This window comes from Flavobacterium frigidum (assembly GCF_048286735.1).
GTDB lineage: Bacteria > Bacteroidota > Bacteroidia > Flavobacteriales > Flavobacteriaceae > Flavobacterium.
On record NZ_JBLVPU010000009.1, the window covers coordinates 74313 to 89792 of the forward strand.

The 15480-nt window shown below is 34.0% G+C and carries 16 protein-coding genes; 10 read left to right on the forward strand and 6 right to left on the reverse strand.

Annotated features, from left to right (window positions below; all coding sequences use genetic code 11):
- Window positions 1-10: 10 nt before the first annotated feature.
- Complete coding sequence (locus ACNQGO_RS07280) at window positions 11-2026, forward strand: tetratricopeptide repeat-containing sensor histidine kinase (RefSeq protein ID WP_417984838.1); 2016 nt, start codon at window positions 11-13, stop codon at window positions 2024-2026.
- Between the two features lie 22 nt (window positions 2027-2048).
- Window positions 2049-2741 carry a response regulator gene (locus ACNQGO_RS07285; protein ID WP_417984839.1) on the forward strand — a complete coding sequence of 231 codons (693 nt, stop codon included), beginning with the start codon at window positions 2049-2051 and terminating at the stop codon, window positions 2739-2741.
- 70 nt (window positions 2742-2811) lie between these two features.
- On the opposite strand, the gene thiL is transcribed toward ACNQGO_RS07285, so the two are convergent.
- Window positions 2812-3858 (reverse strand): thiamine-phosphate kinase, encoded by a 1047-nt coding sequence (gene thiL / locus ACNQGO_RS07290; RefSeq protein ID WP_417975774.1) that lies wholly within the window; start codon window positions 3856-3858, stop codon window positions 2812-2814.
- A gap of 149 nt (window positions 3859-4007) precedes the next feature.
- Here thiL and ACNQGO_RS07295 point away from each other — a divergent pair, with 149 nt between their 5' ends.
- The 4 genes from ACNQGO_RS07295 to ACNQGO_RS07310 are packed head-to-tail and all read left to right on the forward strand — an operon-like array spanning window position 4008 to window position 7307.
- Window positions 4008-4931 carry a 1-phosphofructokinase family hexose kinase gene (locus ACNQGO_RS07295; protein WP_417984840.1) on the forward strand — a complete coding sequence of 308 codons (924 nt, stop codon included), beginning with the start codon at window positions 4008-4010 and terminating at the stop codon, window positions 4929-4931.
- Between the two features lie 46 nt (window positions 4932-4977).
- On the forward strand, window positions 4978-5718 hold the full coding sequence (locus tag ACNQGO_RS07300) for a prolipoprotein diacylglyceryl transferase (RefSeq protein WP_417967462.1): 741 nt from the start codon (window positions 4978-4980) through the stop codon (window positions 5716-5718).
- A complete protein-coding gene (locus ACNQGO_RS07305; RefSeq protein ID WP_417945334.1) occupies window positions 5708-7105 on the forward strand; it encodes a radical SAM protein in 1398 nt (465 codons plus the stop codon). The genes ACNQGO_RS07300 and ACNQGO_RS07305 overlap by 11 nt, the downstream gene beginning before the upstream one ends.
- Window positions 7106-7109: 4 nt before the next feature.
- Window positions 7110-7307, forward strand: coding sequence for a hypothetical protein (locus ACNQGO_RS07310; RefSeq protein WP_417945332.1), 198 nt, complete (start codon window positions 7110-7112; stop codon window positions 7305-7307).
- A 72-nt stretch (window positions 7308-7379) separates the two neighbouring features.
- Here ACNQGO_RS07310 and lepA read toward each other — a convergent pair whose 3' ends face one another.
- Window positions 7380-9176, reverse strand: coding sequence for a translation elongation factor 4 (gene lepA / locus ACNQGO_RS07315; RefSeq protein ID WP_417984841.1), 1797 nt, complete (start codon window positions 9174-9176; stop codon window positions 7380-7382).
- A gap of 413 nt (window positions 9177-9589) precedes the next feature.
- On the opposite strand from lepA, the gene ACNQGO_RS07320 reads away from it, so the two are divergent.
- Window positions 9590-10228 carry a pyridoxamine 5'-phosphate oxidase family protein gene (locus tag ACNQGO_RS07320; RefSeq protein WP_417984842.1) on the forward strand — a complete coding sequence of 213 codons (639 nt, stop codon included), beginning with the start codon at window positions 9590-9592 and terminating at the stop codon, window positions 10226-10228.
- A 17-nt stretch (window positions 10229-10245) separates the two neighbouring features.
- On the opposite strand, the gene ACNQGO_RS07325 is transcribed toward ACNQGO_RS07320, so the two are convergent.
- From ACNQGO_RS07325 to ACNQGO_RS07335, 3 genes are all read right to left on the reverse strand, one after another.
- Complete coding sequence (locus tag ACNQGO_RS07325) at window positions 10246-10605, reverse strand: hypothetical protein (protein WP_417984843.1); 360 nt, start codon at window positions 10603-10605, stop codon at window positions 10246-10248.
- Between the two features lie 3 nt (window positions 10606-10608).
- Complete coding sequence (locus ACNQGO_RS07330; protein ID WP_417984844.1) at window positions 10609-11088, reverse strand: DoxX family protein; 480 nt, start codon at window positions 11086-11088, stop codon at window positions 10609-10611.
- A 79-nt stretch (window positions 11089-11167) separates the two neighbouring features.
- A complete protein-coding gene (locus ACNQGO_RS07335) occupies window positions 11168-11524 on the reverse strand; it encodes a putative periplasmic lipoprotein (RefSeq protein ID WP_417984845.1) in 357 nt (118 codons plus the stop codon).
- A 359-nt stretch (window positions 11525-11883) separates the two neighbouring features.
- On the opposite strand from ACNQGO_RS07335, the gene ACNQGO_RS07340 reads away from it, so the two are divergent.
- Window positions 11884-12057, forward strand: a complete 174-nt coding sequence (locus ACNQGO_RS07340; RefSeq protein ID WP_417948108.1) for a hypothetical protein — start codon at window positions 11884-11886, stop codon at window positions 12055-12057.
- Window positions 12058-12084: 27 nt separating this feature from the next.
- Here the strand turns inward: ACNQGO_RS07340 and ACNQGO_RS07345 are convergent, their stop codons facing one another.
- A complete protein-coding gene (locus ACNQGO_RS07345; protein ID WP_417984846.1) occupies window positions 12085-13287 on the reverse strand; it encodes a helix-turn-helix domain-containing protein in 1203 nt (400 codons plus the stop codon).
- Between the two features lie 149 nt (window positions 13288-13436).
- Between ACNQGO_RS07345 and ACNQGO_RS07350 the strand changes: the two genes are divergently transcribed.
- Both ACNQGO_RS07350 and ACNQGO_RS07355 read left to right on the forward strand, forming a co-directional pair.
- Window positions 13437-14717 (forward strand): putative DNA modification/repair radical SAM protein, encoded by a 1281-nt coding sequence (locus tag ACNQGO_RS07350; RefSeq protein WP_309755995.1) that lies wholly within the window; start codon window positions 13437-13439, stop codon window positions 14715-14717.
- Window positions 14695-15462, forward strand: coding sequence for a TIGR03915 family putative DNA repair protein (locus ACNQGO_RS07355; protein ID WP_417947669.1), 768 nt, complete (start codon window positions 14695-14697; stop codon window positions 15460-15462). Before ACNQGO_RS07350 ends, ACNQGO_RS07355 begins: the two co-directional genes overlap by 23 nt.
- The last annotated feature ends 18 nt before the right edge of the window (window positions 15463-15480 follow it).

Here is a 15480-nt window from a genome sequence, read left to right on the forward strand (position 1 = left end):
ATTACAACTATTGAAATATCCTTTTTACTTTTTATTTTTTTTAGTGTTGAGCTGTACTCATAAAAATGCAGCAACCAAAACCATTACTAGTTCCCAAGATAGTTTAGAGTCTTATTTTTCTTCCGCCAATAATTTTGATTTTCCTTCTCGTCAACGAGAAAAATACATAGAAAAAGCACTAGAAATTATTCTTCCACAAGAAAACGATTCTATGCATCGTGTCAATCTTTTCAAAATTGCCAATCGCTACTACAATATAGAAAACTGGCAAAAATATAAAAAAACCGTACTATTGGTTCTTGAAAAAGCTGAAATAAAACAGGATACTTTTAGTATGGCAAAAGGGAATACGTATTTAGGAGATTACTACGATTCTCAAGCGATACCTGATAGTTCTTTTTTGTATTATGACAAAGCACAAAAAATATATCTTGTGTTAAACGACTCTTATAATCTAGCACAAACAATTTTAAAAAAGTCCATTTTACAATTCAATCAAAATGATTTGTTTGGGGCCGAAAAAGGAGTGTCTAAAGTTTTAAAGATTATAAAAAATACTGATTATAATGACATCAGATATGATGCTTATAATCTTTTGGGATTAATTTATAATGAACTTGAGGATTATGATAATGCGATGGTATATCACAATAAAGCTTTAGCAAGTATTGATGATAAACTGAAGGCTTCTTTTTCACAACCGAAAGCCACTTCATTTAATAATATAGGGCTCGTATATCAAAATAAAAGAAACTTTAACGAAGCAAAAATATATTTCGAAAAAGGTTTAGCAGAAAAAAATGTTTTTAAAAATAAGCCCTATCTATATGCTACGCTTATAAATAATTTAGCTTATGCAAAATTTAACCTCAAGCAGAGGGAAGGGTTACCAGCTTTATATTTTAAGGCGATACAAATCAGAGATAGTTTGCAATTCACCTCAGGCATTATAGAAAGTAAAATTAATGTTTCAGAGTATTTTATGTCTGAGAAGGATTCTGTAAAAGCAAGGATGTTCGCCCAGCAGGCTCTTGAGTTATCGCAAAAATCTAAGAATTATCGAGCTATTCTAAATTCATTAAAACAGTTATCCGTAGTACAACCGCAAAATGCAGCAGCTTATTCTAAGGAATACATTAAAATCAATGATAGCTTGCAAAAAACAGAGCAAAAAATAGGAGAGAAATTCACCCGTATTGAGTACGAAACAGATGAAATAAAAAGCGAAAACAAGGACTTAGTTGTTCAAAACCGGAATATAGTGTATGCTTTTAGTGCAATTGGAATATTGGGCTTGCTTTCTTTTATTATTCTAACTCAAAAAGCAAAAAATAGAGAGCTCATTTTTAAACAGCAACAGCAATATGCCAATGAAGAAATTTATAATTTAATGCTAGCGCAACAAAATACTATCGAAACTGGCAGAATTGAAGAAAAGAAAAGAGTAGCTCGGGAATTGCATGATGGCATTTTAGGCAGAATGTTTGGAGTAAGGATGAATCTGGACGGATTAAACAAATTTCCAGATGATAATGCGGTTCATCAGCGAACAAACTACTTATCAGAATTGAAAAATATTGAGCAAGATATTCGTGAAATTTCCCATGACCTAAATAGAGAGAAATCAGAATTAATTAATAACTTCGTGGCAATAGTAGATCAGTTATTCGAAGAGCAGAAAAAGACCTATACAGCAAAATTTATTTCAAACATTGATTCGCATATAAAATGGGAATTAGTATCAAACGCTGTAAAAATAAACGTATTCCGAATGCTACAAGAGTCACTCCAAAACACCAACAAATATGCAAGTGCTACTACTGTTAATGTCGATTTGAGTCAGTTAGATAATCATCTGATCTTGAAAATAAGTGATGATGGAGTTGGTTTTAATGTGAAAAATACCAAAAAAGGAATTGGACTACAAAACATTATCTACAGAACAAATGAGTGCAGTGGAGTAGTTACAATAGAATCAATAAAAGACGGAGGAACAATCATAACTATTACACTACCGATAGTCTAAAACAAATAATTTAAAAGGGAATATGATTGATTCAGTTGACAAAGAAAAAATAAAGAAAAATATATTAATCGTTGATGATCATCCTTTTATTATAGAAGGATATAAAAACGCGATCACGAGATACCTCCCTGACCAATTTGAGTTTTTTATAACTCAAGCAAAAGACTGTGAATCAGGGTATAATAGTATTACAAAATCGGAAATTGCGCATTTTGATATTGCTTTTCTAGATATTAGTATGCCAGCTTATGAAGAAAAAAACATGTATTCTGGGGAAGATTTAGCTAAATTGATATTAGAATTCATGCCTAATTGCAAAATTATTTTGCTAACCATGTTTACCGAATTTTTAAAGATAAAAACCATTATCAATACTATAAATCCAAGTGGATTGGTTATAAAGAACGACTTAACCTTTGATGAGTTAATTTATGCTTTTAATAAAATTATAAACAATGAACAGTATTATAGCGATTCGGTTTTAAAAATGCTTGCGCAATCTAAAGAAGGAAGTATAGAAGTTGATGTATTTGACAAACAAATTTTGTTTCATTTGTCTAAAGGAACGAAGCCACGGGATTTCCCGCAATACATCCCAATTTCTTTAGGAGCAATCGATAACAGAAAATCAAATTTAAAACGATTATTAAAGGTAGAATCGGGTAGCGACAGCGACTTAATTCTAGCTGCCAAAAGCAAAGGATTGCTTTTTTAATATTTTCAAGTTCAACCAAAAACAAAAACGACACTACAAGAGTGTCGTTTTTGTTTACTTACAATACGTTTTATTGCGTCAATGCGTCCCACCCACGCGCTTTCAAAGCAATTTTTGTATTCGCACGAGTTACTAAATGAATCCCTTCGCTTTCTTGTGTCATGTGTCCAATAATCGTGAAATTAGGATTACCTTTTATCTTTTCAAAATCTTCCATGGCAATGGTAAAAAGCAATTCATAATCTTCTCCTCCGTTTATGGCTACTGTAGTGCTGTCAATATTAAATTCTTCGCACACATTTATAAACTGAGGATCTATTGGTAATTTGTCTTCATATAAATTACAACCCACTTTAGATTGCTTGCACAAATGCATAATTTCTGACGATAATCCGTCTGAAATATCAATCATTGCAGTTGGTTTTATTTCTAAAGCATGCAACAAAGTGCGTACATCTTTTCTAGCTTCGGGCTTCAATTGACGTTCTATAAGATACGTATAAGCATCTAAATCAGGTTGTGAATTAGGGTTTACCTGAAAAACTTGTTTTTCTCTTTCTAAAACTTGTAATCCCATGTATGCAGCGCCTATATCTCCTGTAACTACTAATAAATCAGTTTGCTTGGCACCGTTTCGATAAACGATTTCATCTTCATTCGCTTCACCAATAGCAGTTATACTTATAATTAATCCTTTTTGAGATGAGGTTGTGTCACCACCAATAACATCTACATTATATTCTAGTGCGGCATGCGTTATTCCAGCGAATAATTCATCTAATGCTTCTAGTGGAAAGCGATTAGAAACTGCAATAGAAACTGTGATTTGTGTTGGTTTTGCATTCATCGCACAAATATCGGAGATATTAACTACGACTGCTTTATAACCCAAATGTTTTAAAGGCATGTACGCCAAATCAAAATGAACCCCTTCGATAAGTAAATCAGTAGAAACAACCACTTTTTTATCTTTAAAATCTAAAACAGCTGCATCATCACCAATTCCTTTCAAAGTGGAAGGTTGGTTGATTTTGAAGTTTTTGGTTAAATGGTCTATCAATCCAAATTCGCCTAGTTGTGCTATGCTGGTGCGTTGTGGGTTTTTATCTTCTATCATGGTAGCTGAGGGGAATAAAGGATTTACTTTATTCGTTACGATTAATTTACAAAGTTTTAAGCGTGCAAATATACAAAGAAATATTTGCCCAGATTTGAACCCTTTTTTTGGATTTTTGTTCGATCTTTAGACACAATAAAGTACACAATATGAAACCATTTGATATCGTTACACTGACGGTAAATCCTGCTCTTGATAAAAGCACCCATTTTAAAGGTCTTGTTGCTGAGCAAAAAATAAGATGTGAAGAACCGCGTTTTGATGCTGGAGGCGGCGGAATCAATGTCTCCAAAGCGATTTCCCGTTTAGGAGGAACTTCGCAAGCAATATTGACATCTGGCGGACCTATAGGCGAGATGCTGGGACAATTAATACATAAAGAAGCGATCGCTTTTGAAGCTGTTGCGGTTCAGAGTTGGACGAGAGAAAGTTTTGTGGCCGTGGATGACAACACCAATTCTCAATATCGTTTTGGTTTTGCAGGCGGTATAATTTCTGAGCAAGAGGAAAGCAACATACTTGAAACGATCGCAAAGCTGACTCCCAAGTTTTTAGTAGCCAGCGGAAGTTTAAATGAAGGTTTGCCAACTGATTTTTATAAAAAAATAGCTAAAAAGTCTAATTCTAAACTCATCGTTGATACTTCTGGTGAAGCATTAAAAAAAGTATTAGAAGTGGGTGTTTACATGATCAAACCCAATGTTGGAGAACTAGCAAAACTAACTGGAGTGGAGCGATTGGAACTGGAAGAAGTAAACGAAGCCGCAAAACAAATCATCGCTAAAGGCGGTGCCGAAATTGTAGTCGTTTCCCTTGGACCGCAAGGTGCTGTTCTGGTAACCAAAGATTCGTATGAGTTTGTTCCTGCTCCCAATGTTGCTAAAAAAAGTACTGTTGGTGCTGGCGATAGTATGGTGGGCGGCATGGTTTGGGCTTTGTCTCAAAACAAAAGTCTGAAAGAAGTTATCCGTTGGGGAGTTGCTTGTGGATCAGCAGCTACGATGAATGAAGGGACGCAATTGTTTAAACTCGAAGATGCTAAGCGATTGTTTGAATGGTTGAAGAATAAATAGCGTTTTCAAAAGCTAAGAAACGTATTTTATTATAAAATTACAAAATATGACAATTCCATTTGAACCTGTTTTTTTTGGGTATGAAATAAATATTCATTTGATTTTTGAATATTTCGCGTTTTTTATTGGATATAGATATTACGCTTATCTACGAAAAAAACAAGAAGATCTAATTCAAACAACTAATCGATTTTCTATCATTTTTGGTGCTGCAATGGGTGCTTTTTTAGGTTCAAGAATTATGGGTTTTTTTGAAAGTCCTATTCTCCCGGATGATTTAATCTCTATAGTTAAAGCCTTAAATACCAAAACAATTATGGGTGGATTGTTTGGTGGACTTTTAGGTGTAGAATTGACAAAAAAAATAATAAATGAAAAAAATTCGTCGGGCGATTTGTTTACGTTTCCTATAATTCTAGGCATATTTATTGGAAGAATGGGTTGTTTTTTATCTGGAACAAATGAATTTACTTATGGGAATGTGACATCGTCTTTTGTCGGAATGAATTTGGGAGATAATTTAACTCGACATCCAACCGCATTATACGAATTAATTTTCTTATTTGTTCTGTTTTTATTTTTATGGAGATTAAAAAATAGAGGTTTAAAAAACGGATTACTTTTTGAATATTTTATGATTTCTTATTTTACCTTTCGATTTTTGATTGAGTTTATCAAACCCAATATTTTCTTTATTTTAGGATTAAGTTCAATTCAGATTTTATCCTTAACTTGTTTGATTTATTATCATAAAACAATTTTAAATTTAGTTATAAATGCCCGTTAGAAAATATACCTATTACGACTATACGCTGAGTCTTTGTCCAGAATGCTTAAAAAGAATAGATGCTAAAATTGTTTTTGAAAACGACAAAGTATATATGCTTAAAAGATGTCCAGAACATGGGAAATCTAAAGTTTTAATTGCTGATGATATTTCATATTATAAAAATATTAGAAATTATAATAAGCCTTCTGAAATTCCATATAAATTTAATACTCAAACGCATTATGGCTGTCCTTATGATTGTGGTTTGTGTCCGGACCATGAGCAACATTCTTGTTTGACAGTTGTAGAAATTACCGACAGGTGTAACCTTACATGTCCTACTTGTTATGCAGGTTCTTCCCCAACTTTTGGAAGACATAGAACCTTAGAGGAAGTTAAAGCAATGTTAGATGTAATTGTATTAAACGAAAAAGAACCAGATGTTGTGCAGATAAGTGGGGGAGAACCAACAATTCACCCGCAGTTTTTTGAAATTTTAGATTATGCAAAATCACTCCCAATTAAGCATTTAATGTTGAATACTAATGGAATTAAAATTGCCAAAGACAAAGGGTTTGCTAAACAATTAAAAAGTTATGCGCCAGATTTTGAGATCTACTTGCAATTTGATTCTTTTAAAAATACAGTTTTACAGGAATTAAGAGGTGCCGATTTAACCGAAATTAGAAAACAAGCTATTGAAAATTTAAATGATTTAAATCTTTCTACAACTTTGGTTGTTACTTTGCAAAAAGGATTGAATGACTGTGAAATAGGAAAAATAATTGACTATGCTTTACAGCAAAAATGTATCAGAGGCGTTACATTTCAGCCCACACAAATTGCAGGTAGATTACAAAAATTTAATCCTGAAACGGATAGGATGACACTTACCGAAGTAAGACGAAAAATTTTAGAACAAACAAACATTTTTAATTCCGACGATTTGTTACCTGTGCCTTGTAATCCAGATGCTTTAGTAATGGGTTATGCTTTAAAAGTAGAAAATGGAGTTATACCTTTAACTCGATATATTAACCCAAATGATTTATTGGATAATAGCAAAAACACCATTATTTATGAACAAGATGTGGTTTTGCAAGGTAAAATGCTCGAGTTGTTTAGTACCGGAAATTCCGTAGAAGTTGCCGAAGAAAATTTAAAATCTATTCTATGCTGCTTGCCTAATATCGACGCTCCAAGTTTAGGTTATGATAATTTATTCAGAATCATTATAATGCAATTTATCGACGCCTATAATTTTGATGTAAGAGCAATAAAAAAGTCGTGTGTACATATTGTAAACAAGGATAATAAAATAATTCCTTTTGAAACTATGAATTTATTTTATAGAGATGATAAATTAGAACGTTTGGAAGAATTAAGAAACGAAATAAAATTTTAAAAAAATGATAGCATTAGAAGTTGGAAATTTAGGTGGTTTGGTTGCTATTTTGATTATGATCATGGTTGTACCTCCAGTTATCTTAACAATAATAGGATTTGCAGTAAGAAGTAACAACCCTAAAACTGCTAAAGTGTTATTTATTTTAGCAGTACTTTATTTAATTGTAGGCTTAGGTATTTGTGGAGGTTTATTAAATTGAAAAACCTGACAATTTTTACATTGCCAGGTTTTATCTATGTTTTTTAATTCCCCCTTCGGGGGTTAGGGGGATTTAATCGTTCAATTTCAATACCGCCATAAATGCTTCTTGCGGAATCTCAACATTTCCTACTAAACGCATTCTCTTTTTACCTTTTTTCTGTTTTTCTAAAAGTTTACGTTTACGAGAAATATCCCCTCCATAACACTTAGCAGTAACGTCTTTACGCAGCGCTTTTATCGTTTCACGAGAAATTACTTTTACACCAATTGCCGCTTGAACCGGAATATCAAATTGCTGTCTCGGAATCAATTCTTTCAACTTCTCACACATTTTTTTACCTATCGAATACGCGTTATCAGTATGCATCAAGGACGATAAAGCATCTACAATCGTTGCATTCAATAAAATATCTACTTTCACTAAAGAGGAAGTTCGCATTCCTATTGGCGTATAATCGAAGGATGCATAACCTTTAGAAACCGTTTTTAAACGATCGTAAAAATCAAAAACAATCTCTGCTAGTGGCATATCAAATGTTAACTCCACACGCTCGGTAGTTAAATACGTCTGGTTCGTAATCAATCCGCGTTTTTCAATACACAAACTCATTACATTCCCTACGTAATCAGATTTGGTGATGATTGTTGCCTTGATAAAAGGTTCTTCTACGTGGTCCAAACGAGACGGTTCTGGCAAGTCTGATGGATTATTTACAATCAATATTGTAGTTGGGTCCTTCTTGGTAAAAGCGTGGTACGAAACGTTAGGAACAGTTGTGATAACCGTCATGTTAAATTCACGCTCTAAACGCTCTTGGATAATTTCCATGTGTAACATTCCTAAAAATCCACAACGAAAACCAAATCCTAATGCCGCCGAACTTTCCGGTAAAAATACCAAGGAAGCATCGTTCAACTGTAGTTTCTCCATCGAGTTTCTCAACTCTTCGTAATCTTCCGTGTCTACTGGATAAATTCCTGCAAAAACCATTGGTTTTACATCTTCAAAACCAGTAATAATATTGGTAGTAGGATGTTTTGCATCCGTCAATGTATCTCCTACTTTTACTTCTTTTGCTTCTTTAATCCCGGATATCAAGTAACCAACATCTCCTGCAGAAATCACTTGTTTCGGAACTTGATTCAATTTCAAAGTGCCTATTTCATCAGCAAAATATTCATTTCCAGTGGCCATGAATTTAATTTTTTGCCCTTTTTTTATCTGTCCGTTTTTAACTCGGAAGATAACTTCGATTCCACGAAACGGATTGTAGTGCGAGTCAAAAATCAATGCTTGTAAAGGTTCATCAATATTTCCTTTCGGGGGCGGAATTCTTTCAATGATCGCAGCTAGAATATTTTCGACACCAAAACCTGTTTTACCAGATGCGTGAATAATTTCGTCTAATTTACATCCCAGTAAATCTACAATATCATCACTTACTTCCTCAGGATTGGCACTTGGCAAATCTACTTTATTCAAAACCGGAATAATTTCCAAGTCGTTTTCTAACGCCAAATATAAATTCGAAATTGTTTGTGCCTGTATACTTTGCGCAGCATCTACAATCAGAAGTGCCCCTTCGCAAGCCGCAATAGATCGAGAAACTTCGTACGAAAAATCGACGTGACCTGGAGTATCAATCAAGTTCAAGATGTATTCTTGTCCTTTATAAGTATATTCCATCTGAATCGCGTGACTCTTAATCGTAATACCGCGTTCACGCTCTAAGTCCATATTATCAAGCAATTGCGCCTTTTCTTCACGAGCCGTAACCGTTTGAGTCGCCCCAAGTAAGCGGTCGGCAAGCGTACTTTTCCCGTGATCAATATGTGCAATAATGCAAAAATTCCGTATGTGTTTCATTCTATCTAAATATCAATTTCAATTATGTCGTATTAAGCGCAATCGTTCTTTGGGCGTGCCGGCAAAAAAAGCCGTCGGGCTATACGCTCTATCTTTTGTTTCGTTACCACTTCACAAAAGGATGCCGCTGCTATCCCTCACGCAAATCCCCAAAAAACAGTCGATTAATTTGCAAATATAAGGTAAAAGTTTTGATTGGGGATTGAACAAAAGCTAATGTTAAGGATCAGCAATTTATTTTTTGTAAAGGATTCAGTAGTAGTTTGTAGTATTTCATAATAAGTTGATAGAAGTTCTGTTTCTGTGCGATAGAATGGATGCAAATTGCACTAATTTTTGCATTATTTCTGATGCTATTTTGTTATTTTTGAGTCCATCAATAGTCCACTCCCAAATCGAAAAAATTGTTTTCCATGAACCAACTAAACGAAGATTACATCACCATAAACGACACCAATTATAATTTGCAAGGCATTGAATCCTTGGCATGGAAAAAATTAGTCAACGGATCCGTAAAGAAAAAAAATGGTTTTAGAACCATGTGTGTGGGAACCATCGACGAAAAAACCACTGCCGCACTGCGAATTGTAGTAAACAGAAAAGTAGATGAGAGTAAAAAAACGATTTATTTTCACACGGACAATCGTTCTAGAAAATTCTCTGATTTAGAACAAGACAATCGCATCTCGCTGTTGTTTTATGATGCGCGGCAAAAAGTGCAAATTGTAGTAAAAGCATTTGCTACACTTCATACCAACAACGCTGTCGCAAATGATCGTTGGAAGGCAACCAGTGCGCAAGCCCGATTAGGTTATATGACACTGGAACCGCCAAATACAAAATCAGACCAAACAACATTGGGTTATGAAGAGCGCTTCGCAAGCATAAAACCCTTGGACGAGGAAAGCAATCCTTTTGAGAAGAACTTTTCAGTTGTAGCTTGCACGGTTTATGAACTAGAATTTTTATACCTCGACTTTTACGGCAACCGAAAGGCTAATTTTTATTATGAAAACGGAGTTTTAGAAAATAGTTTTTGGACTGTTCCTTAAAAGAAAACGACTAAAACTTATCTCTTATTGAATGTCGCATTGTAAAAAGTGGTATCTACCTGAGAAAAATCAACTCTTCGATTTTCTTGATTATCAAATTCTAGGCTGTCGTTCACCATAAATTTAATCTCAGTATAAGTGTAACCAGTTTCAAAGGTTGTTGTTAGCTCATACAAGCTATCTTTTTTTATGATTTTCATTTCAGTAGCATCATCCCAAGAAAAGGGTTTGTCTTTCCCTTTAATTCCTACTTTTTTAATTACGCCGATATTGCTTGTATTCAGTCTAAAAACAACTGTTTTTTTATATATTTTTTGAACACAGCTCGTTAGTGAAATAAAAAGTAATAAGGTCAAGAAGACGGTTGCAGTTTTCATATTTTAATTTTTTCGAGTTAGTAAATAATCAATCCCAAAACGCCCTGAACCTAAGATGAGGTAGAACATGGCAATCCACAGAAATCCCATGGCGGCAAGGCAATTCCATAATCCGTTTTGTATTTGTTGCATAAAGATGGCCACTAGCATGGTGCAAATTACTAAGAAAGAAGCAATTCGGGTTTGAAATCCACACACTAAAAACAATCCGCCAACAGCTTCTGCAAAAGCGCCCATCCAAGCAAAAAAAGCGGGAGCAATGGCAAAAATCCCACCATAATTTGCCACATCACCGGGAAACCAAAAAGCGACTTCAAACAATCCTAAATTAGCATCGACAGGTGACCAAGGCATTCCAAATTTATCGGCTCCAAAGTTAAAAGCCAGCAAGTACCCACAAACAATTCGCGGAATAGCAATAAATAGATCTTGTGACCAATGTGGCAACAAAATAGGTTTGGTGATTTTGGTGAGTAGTTTCATAATGTTATATTTTTTTGAAATTGAAATTGACATTGAACTTTGCCATTTGAAATTGAAATTGCTATTGCCATTTACAGGGTTAATTTTTATATCCCATTGATAAGCCAGTATCTCCAGTTACATACAGATCGACTGATGCACTTTCGCTGGATTTATTCTCAATTCGTAATGCTGTATTTCTTTCTGCTTTTACGATTACAGTTTCATTTGGTCTAACGATAATTGGCGAATGTGTTCCTCCACCAAGAGGAGCCATAATAATATTTAAATCGTGATTTGAAACGTTTTTAAGTTTTACTCTGAAGCTTCCGTGTTCATTATTTCCTAATACAAAACTTTCGTTTGGTTTAATAGTTGTGTTTGAAGTAAGCGAATCAAAAACACTGCAAGAAGTAAGGAGTAAAGCATTTGCGAATAATACGAGGATTGTTTTCATAATTAGTTTTTTAGTGATTAATAACAGGGCAAAGTTGCGCCATAAATCAGCACCAATCGCTTCAAATTATGATTTGAGACTAGTTTAATTCTGCTGTGAAGTATTGTAAATATTGACAATGTTGTTTTTAACGATTCTTTTTCAAAAAAAGTTTGTAGTTATTCCTGATTTTTAAGGTCAATTAATAGTTCACAATTGCAGTCTATCTGTCGAAAGTTCTTTTGGTAGTTTGTTTAAATTTAACGCTTGTTGTAGGGAATCATTTTTATAGAGTTCGTAGTTTTATACTCAGGAGTAAATGCAGTTTTGGAAAACAAAACCAAGTAATAAACTCTTGAAATTTTTAACGCTATTGAATTATGAAACGGAATTCCCCAAAAGACATCAGTCATCTTGATGATTTAAACCGATTGAATGAAATAGTTTCTGATAAGCGCCTTGCTAAAAGAGCCACAGAAAAAAAGAATAGACGCAACCGACACTACGAAAAGCAGTTTATCAAAAATACCATTGAACGGTTTGATGCTGAATAAGTAGTTGCTTTTTTATTGGCGGAAACCTTAATCGTTGATGTATTCTTTCGGAGTTATACCAGTATTTTTCTTGAAAGCTCTGTTAAAAGTAGCTTTCGAATTAAAGCCGCAATCGTAAGCAATTCCTAATAAGGTAGATTTCTTGTGTTCGCCATTTGATAAACTGATTTTAACCGCCTCAATTCTGAAGTTATTGATGTAATCATTAAAGTTCATTAGAAAACCTTGATTGATCGTTTTAGAAATTACAGAGGCGTTGGTTTCTAATTTTTTTGCCAAATCGGTAAGCGTTAATTCGGGATTTTGATAGAGTTTTTCTTCTTGAATTAAGGTTTCTATTTTAGATTTCCAAAGTTCCGTTTCTGATGAAACAGCTTTTTCAAAAGTCTCATATTGAATGTCAATACTGGTCTCCAGATCATTTGTACTGTTATGATCTAATAAAAGAATGGGACTTTTGTCAAAAAAAGACATCTTAAACGGTATCGTAGCATTTGTAGGATTAGAATATCCCGTAATGGCAATATAATACATCACTATCGAAAAGAAAAGATAAAACCACCAACTGCCTTGATAGGATTTCATTTCGGGAAAAAAGTACCCTATACTATCAAAAACTAGTGGTAAAAGCAACATCACTAAAAAAGCAATCAAATACGTTTGGATCCATTTAAACAAAACAGAATCGGCATAACTCACTACTTGAAACATGAGTTTTTTGTATACATTGTAATATCGGATACTCAAAATAAAATACACAATCATCGAGAGTAGACCTAATTTTTGATACCATTGCTCAAAGTCTTTGTCCATTCCGTTTTTATAGAAATAGTAATCACCAAAAATGAATTGGTCATAAATCCAAATAGCAATAATGTATAGTAGATATAGCAATCCCGGCGTTAAATGAAGTGCTTCTTTTTTCGAAAATTTGAAAGAGGGATTCAGTAAACTTTGGGTGTAAAAAAAGATGATAGGACCTATCCATAAAAGGTGCTGAAAAGGAGTGTAAAATAAAATATCTCGATAGGGTTGATTGTCATACCAACTCGCAAAACCAAGCATCCAAGGTGCACTATAGAGGCTACAAAGAAAAATAAAAAAACTCAACCAATAATTAGATTTATTGTCAGTTTTAATAGCTTTTGCAAGTAATAAAGCGCTATAAACAATACCTTGCGTAAACGAAATAAGTAAAACGGAACTGTAAAAGCCAAATTGAAAAAGCATCGGTTTTTTTTGTAAAAATAGTATTATTTATAATGTCTTGTTGCACTTGTAATTGCTATTTTTAGGATGTTAATTAACTCAAAATAAAACAATAAGAATTTTATTTATAACTAACTTTGTAGTTCTTATTCTAGAAAAAAACAGCAAATTTGAACTTCGACAAACTCAAAGAAAAACTAGAGATTCTTGCAGATGCGGCTAAATATGACGTGTCTTGCTCCTCTAGTGGTGGAAACCGAAAAAACACTGGTAAAGGGCTGGGCGATTCGTCTAGCTCTGGAATTTGTCACACCTATACTGAGGATGGACGTTGTGTGTCGTTACTAAAGATTTTATTGACTAATTTTTGTATTTACGATTGTGCGTATTGCGTTACTCGAAAAAGCAATGACATTCAGCGCGCTGCCTTTACAGTGGATGAAGTCGTTGATTTGACCATTAATTTTTACCGAAGAAATTATATCGAAGGTTTATTTTTAAGTTCAGGGATTTTTAAAAATGCTGATTATACCATGGAACGATTGGTTCGCGTGGCTAAAAAGTTGCGCTTAGAACATAATTTTAATGGCTATATTCACCTAAAAAGTATTCCAGGTGCAAGCGATGAATTGATGCGTGAGGCAGGTTTATACGCCGATCGATTGAGTATGAATCTTGAAATTCCAACTGAATCAGGACTCAAATTATTGGCGCCAGATAAAAACCATCAGGACATGATCAATCCGATGCGTTTTGTAAAAAATGAATTGATACAATATAAAGAAGAAAAGAAAAAATTCAAAAGTACGCCCAAGTTTGCTCCAGCCGGACAAAGTACACAAGTGATTGTTGGAGCAACACAAGAAAACGATTTTCAAATCATACAAGTTGCCGATCATTTTTATAATAATTTCAACATGAAACGGGTTTATTATTCGGGGTATGTACCGGTTTCTAATGATGTTCGTTTGCCAGCTATTGGCACACAAGTTCCATTAATTCGCGAAAACCGGTTGTATCAAGCCGATTGGCTTATGCGATTTTACGGCTTTAAAGCCAATGAAATTCTCGAAAAAAACAATCCATTTCTAGATTTAGAAGTCGACCCAAAAATGGGCTGGGCGTTGCGAAACATCACGCAATTTCCAGTAATAATTCAGCATGCACCGCTGGAAATGATTTTGCGCGTTCCAGGAATTGGTGTCAAATCAGCACATAAAATTGTGTATGCACGCCGTTTTCAAAATCTATCGATGGAACACCTCAAGAAAATTGGAGTTTCGGTAAATAGAGCCAAGTATTTTATTTCGGTAAGTAATGAAAATACGCATTTAAAATTCTTAAACGCTTTAAATCTCAAAGAAATTATTCTGGGCGATATGAAGTCCAAATTCGAAAAACCATTTGATAATCAACTATCATTACTCAATGACACAACTTTCTTACGATAATACTTTTGAAGGTTTGTTGACGGCGATTTTTGAAATTTACGAATACAAATACCCAAGTCCCAATATCAGTAAACACAATGATACGCAGCAGAATTTGTTTGCTGATAGGGTAATGGTTAATACTGATGTATCTAAATCGGATCGCGTGGTAAAAAAACTCCAAACCCAAATGGGTAGTGATGGTGTACGCTGCTTGATTTGGGCTTTTCTGTCGGAGAAAATCGGTGTGGAGAATGTTATTTTTAATGTGATCAATTACGCCGTTCAGAATCCTACTGTCAATATCATGAAAGATTTTTCGAATGATAGCGTGTTACAAATTTCGCAATTGACTAAAAATGTAGGACGAGAAAAGCACCGAATGGAAGCATTCATTAGATTTGAACAATTAAAAGATGGTATTTATTTTGCTAAAATTGATCCTGATTTTGATGTTTTGACATTGCTAATCAAGCATTTTAAAAACAGATATCAAGATCAAAAATGGATCATTTATGATTTACGACGAAAATATGGCGTGTACTATGATTTAAACGAAGTGGAAATTATTACCATGGATCTAGACCTGAAATCACTTGATGATAAAAGTAATGAGATTTTCTCAGATACTGAAATCGACTATCAAAAATTGTGGTGGGAATATTTTGACCATACCAACATCAAGGAACGCAAAAACACCAAGTTGCACATACAACACGTCCCTAAACGCTACTGGAAATACTTAACTGAAAAGAAAATGTTTTAATCGTGTAAACATTTGTGT

Coding starts and splice junctions, on each gene's coding strand:
- ACNQGO_RS07285 (WP_417984839.1), top strand. CDS start 2,049: ATGATTGATTCAGTTGACAAAGAAAAAATAAAGAAAAATATATTAATC.
- thiL (WP_417975774.1), bottom strand. CDS start 3,858: ATGATAGAAGATAAAAACCCACAACGCACCAGCATAGCACAACTAGGC.
- ACNQGO_RS07295 (WP_417984840.1), top strand. CDS start 4,008: ATGAAACCATTTGATATCGTTACACTGACGGTAAATCCTGCTCTTGAT.
- ACNQGO_RS07300 (WP_417967462.1), top strand. CDS start 4,978: ATGACAATTCCATTTGAACCTGTTTTTTTTGGGTATGAAATAAATATT.
- ACNQGO_RS07305 (WP_417945334.1), top strand. CDS start 5,708: ATGCCCGTTAGAAAATATACCTATTACGACTATACGCTGAGTCTTTGT.
- ACNQGO_RS07310 (WP_417945332.1), top strand. CDS start 7,110: ATGATAGCATTAGAAGTTGGAAATTTAGGTGGTTTGGTTGCTATTTTG.
- lepA (WP_417984841.1), bottom strand. CDS start 9,176: ATGAAACACATACGGAATTTTTGCATTATTGCACATATTGATCACGGG.
- ACNQGO_RS07320 (WP_417984842.1), top strand. CDS start 9,590: ATGAACCAACTAAACGAAGATTACATCACCATAAACGACACCAATTAT.
- ACNQGO_RS07325 (WP_417984843.1), bottom strand. CDS start 10,605: ATGAAAACTGCAACCGTCTTCTTGACCTTATTACTTTTTATTTCACTA.
- ACNQGO_RS07330 (WP_417984844.1), bottom strand. CDS start 11,088: ATGAAACTACTCACCAAAATCACCAAACCTATTTTGTTGCCACATTGG.
- ACNQGO_RS07335 (WP_417984845.1), bottom strand. CDS start 11,524: ATGAAAACAATCCTCGTATTATTCGCAAATGCTTTACTCCTTACTTCT.
- ACNQGO_RS07340 (WP_417948108.1), top strand. CDS start 11,884: ATGAAACGGAATTCCCCAAAAGACATCAGTCATCTTGATGATTTAAAC.
- ACNQGO_RS07345 (WP_417984846.1), bottom strand. CDS start 13,287: ATGCTTTTTCAATTTGGCTTTTACAGTTCCGTTTTACTTATTTCGTTT.
- ACNQGO_RS07355 (WP_417947669.1), top strand. CDS start 14,695: ATGACACAACTTTCTTACGATAATACTTTTGAAGGTTTGTTGACGGCG.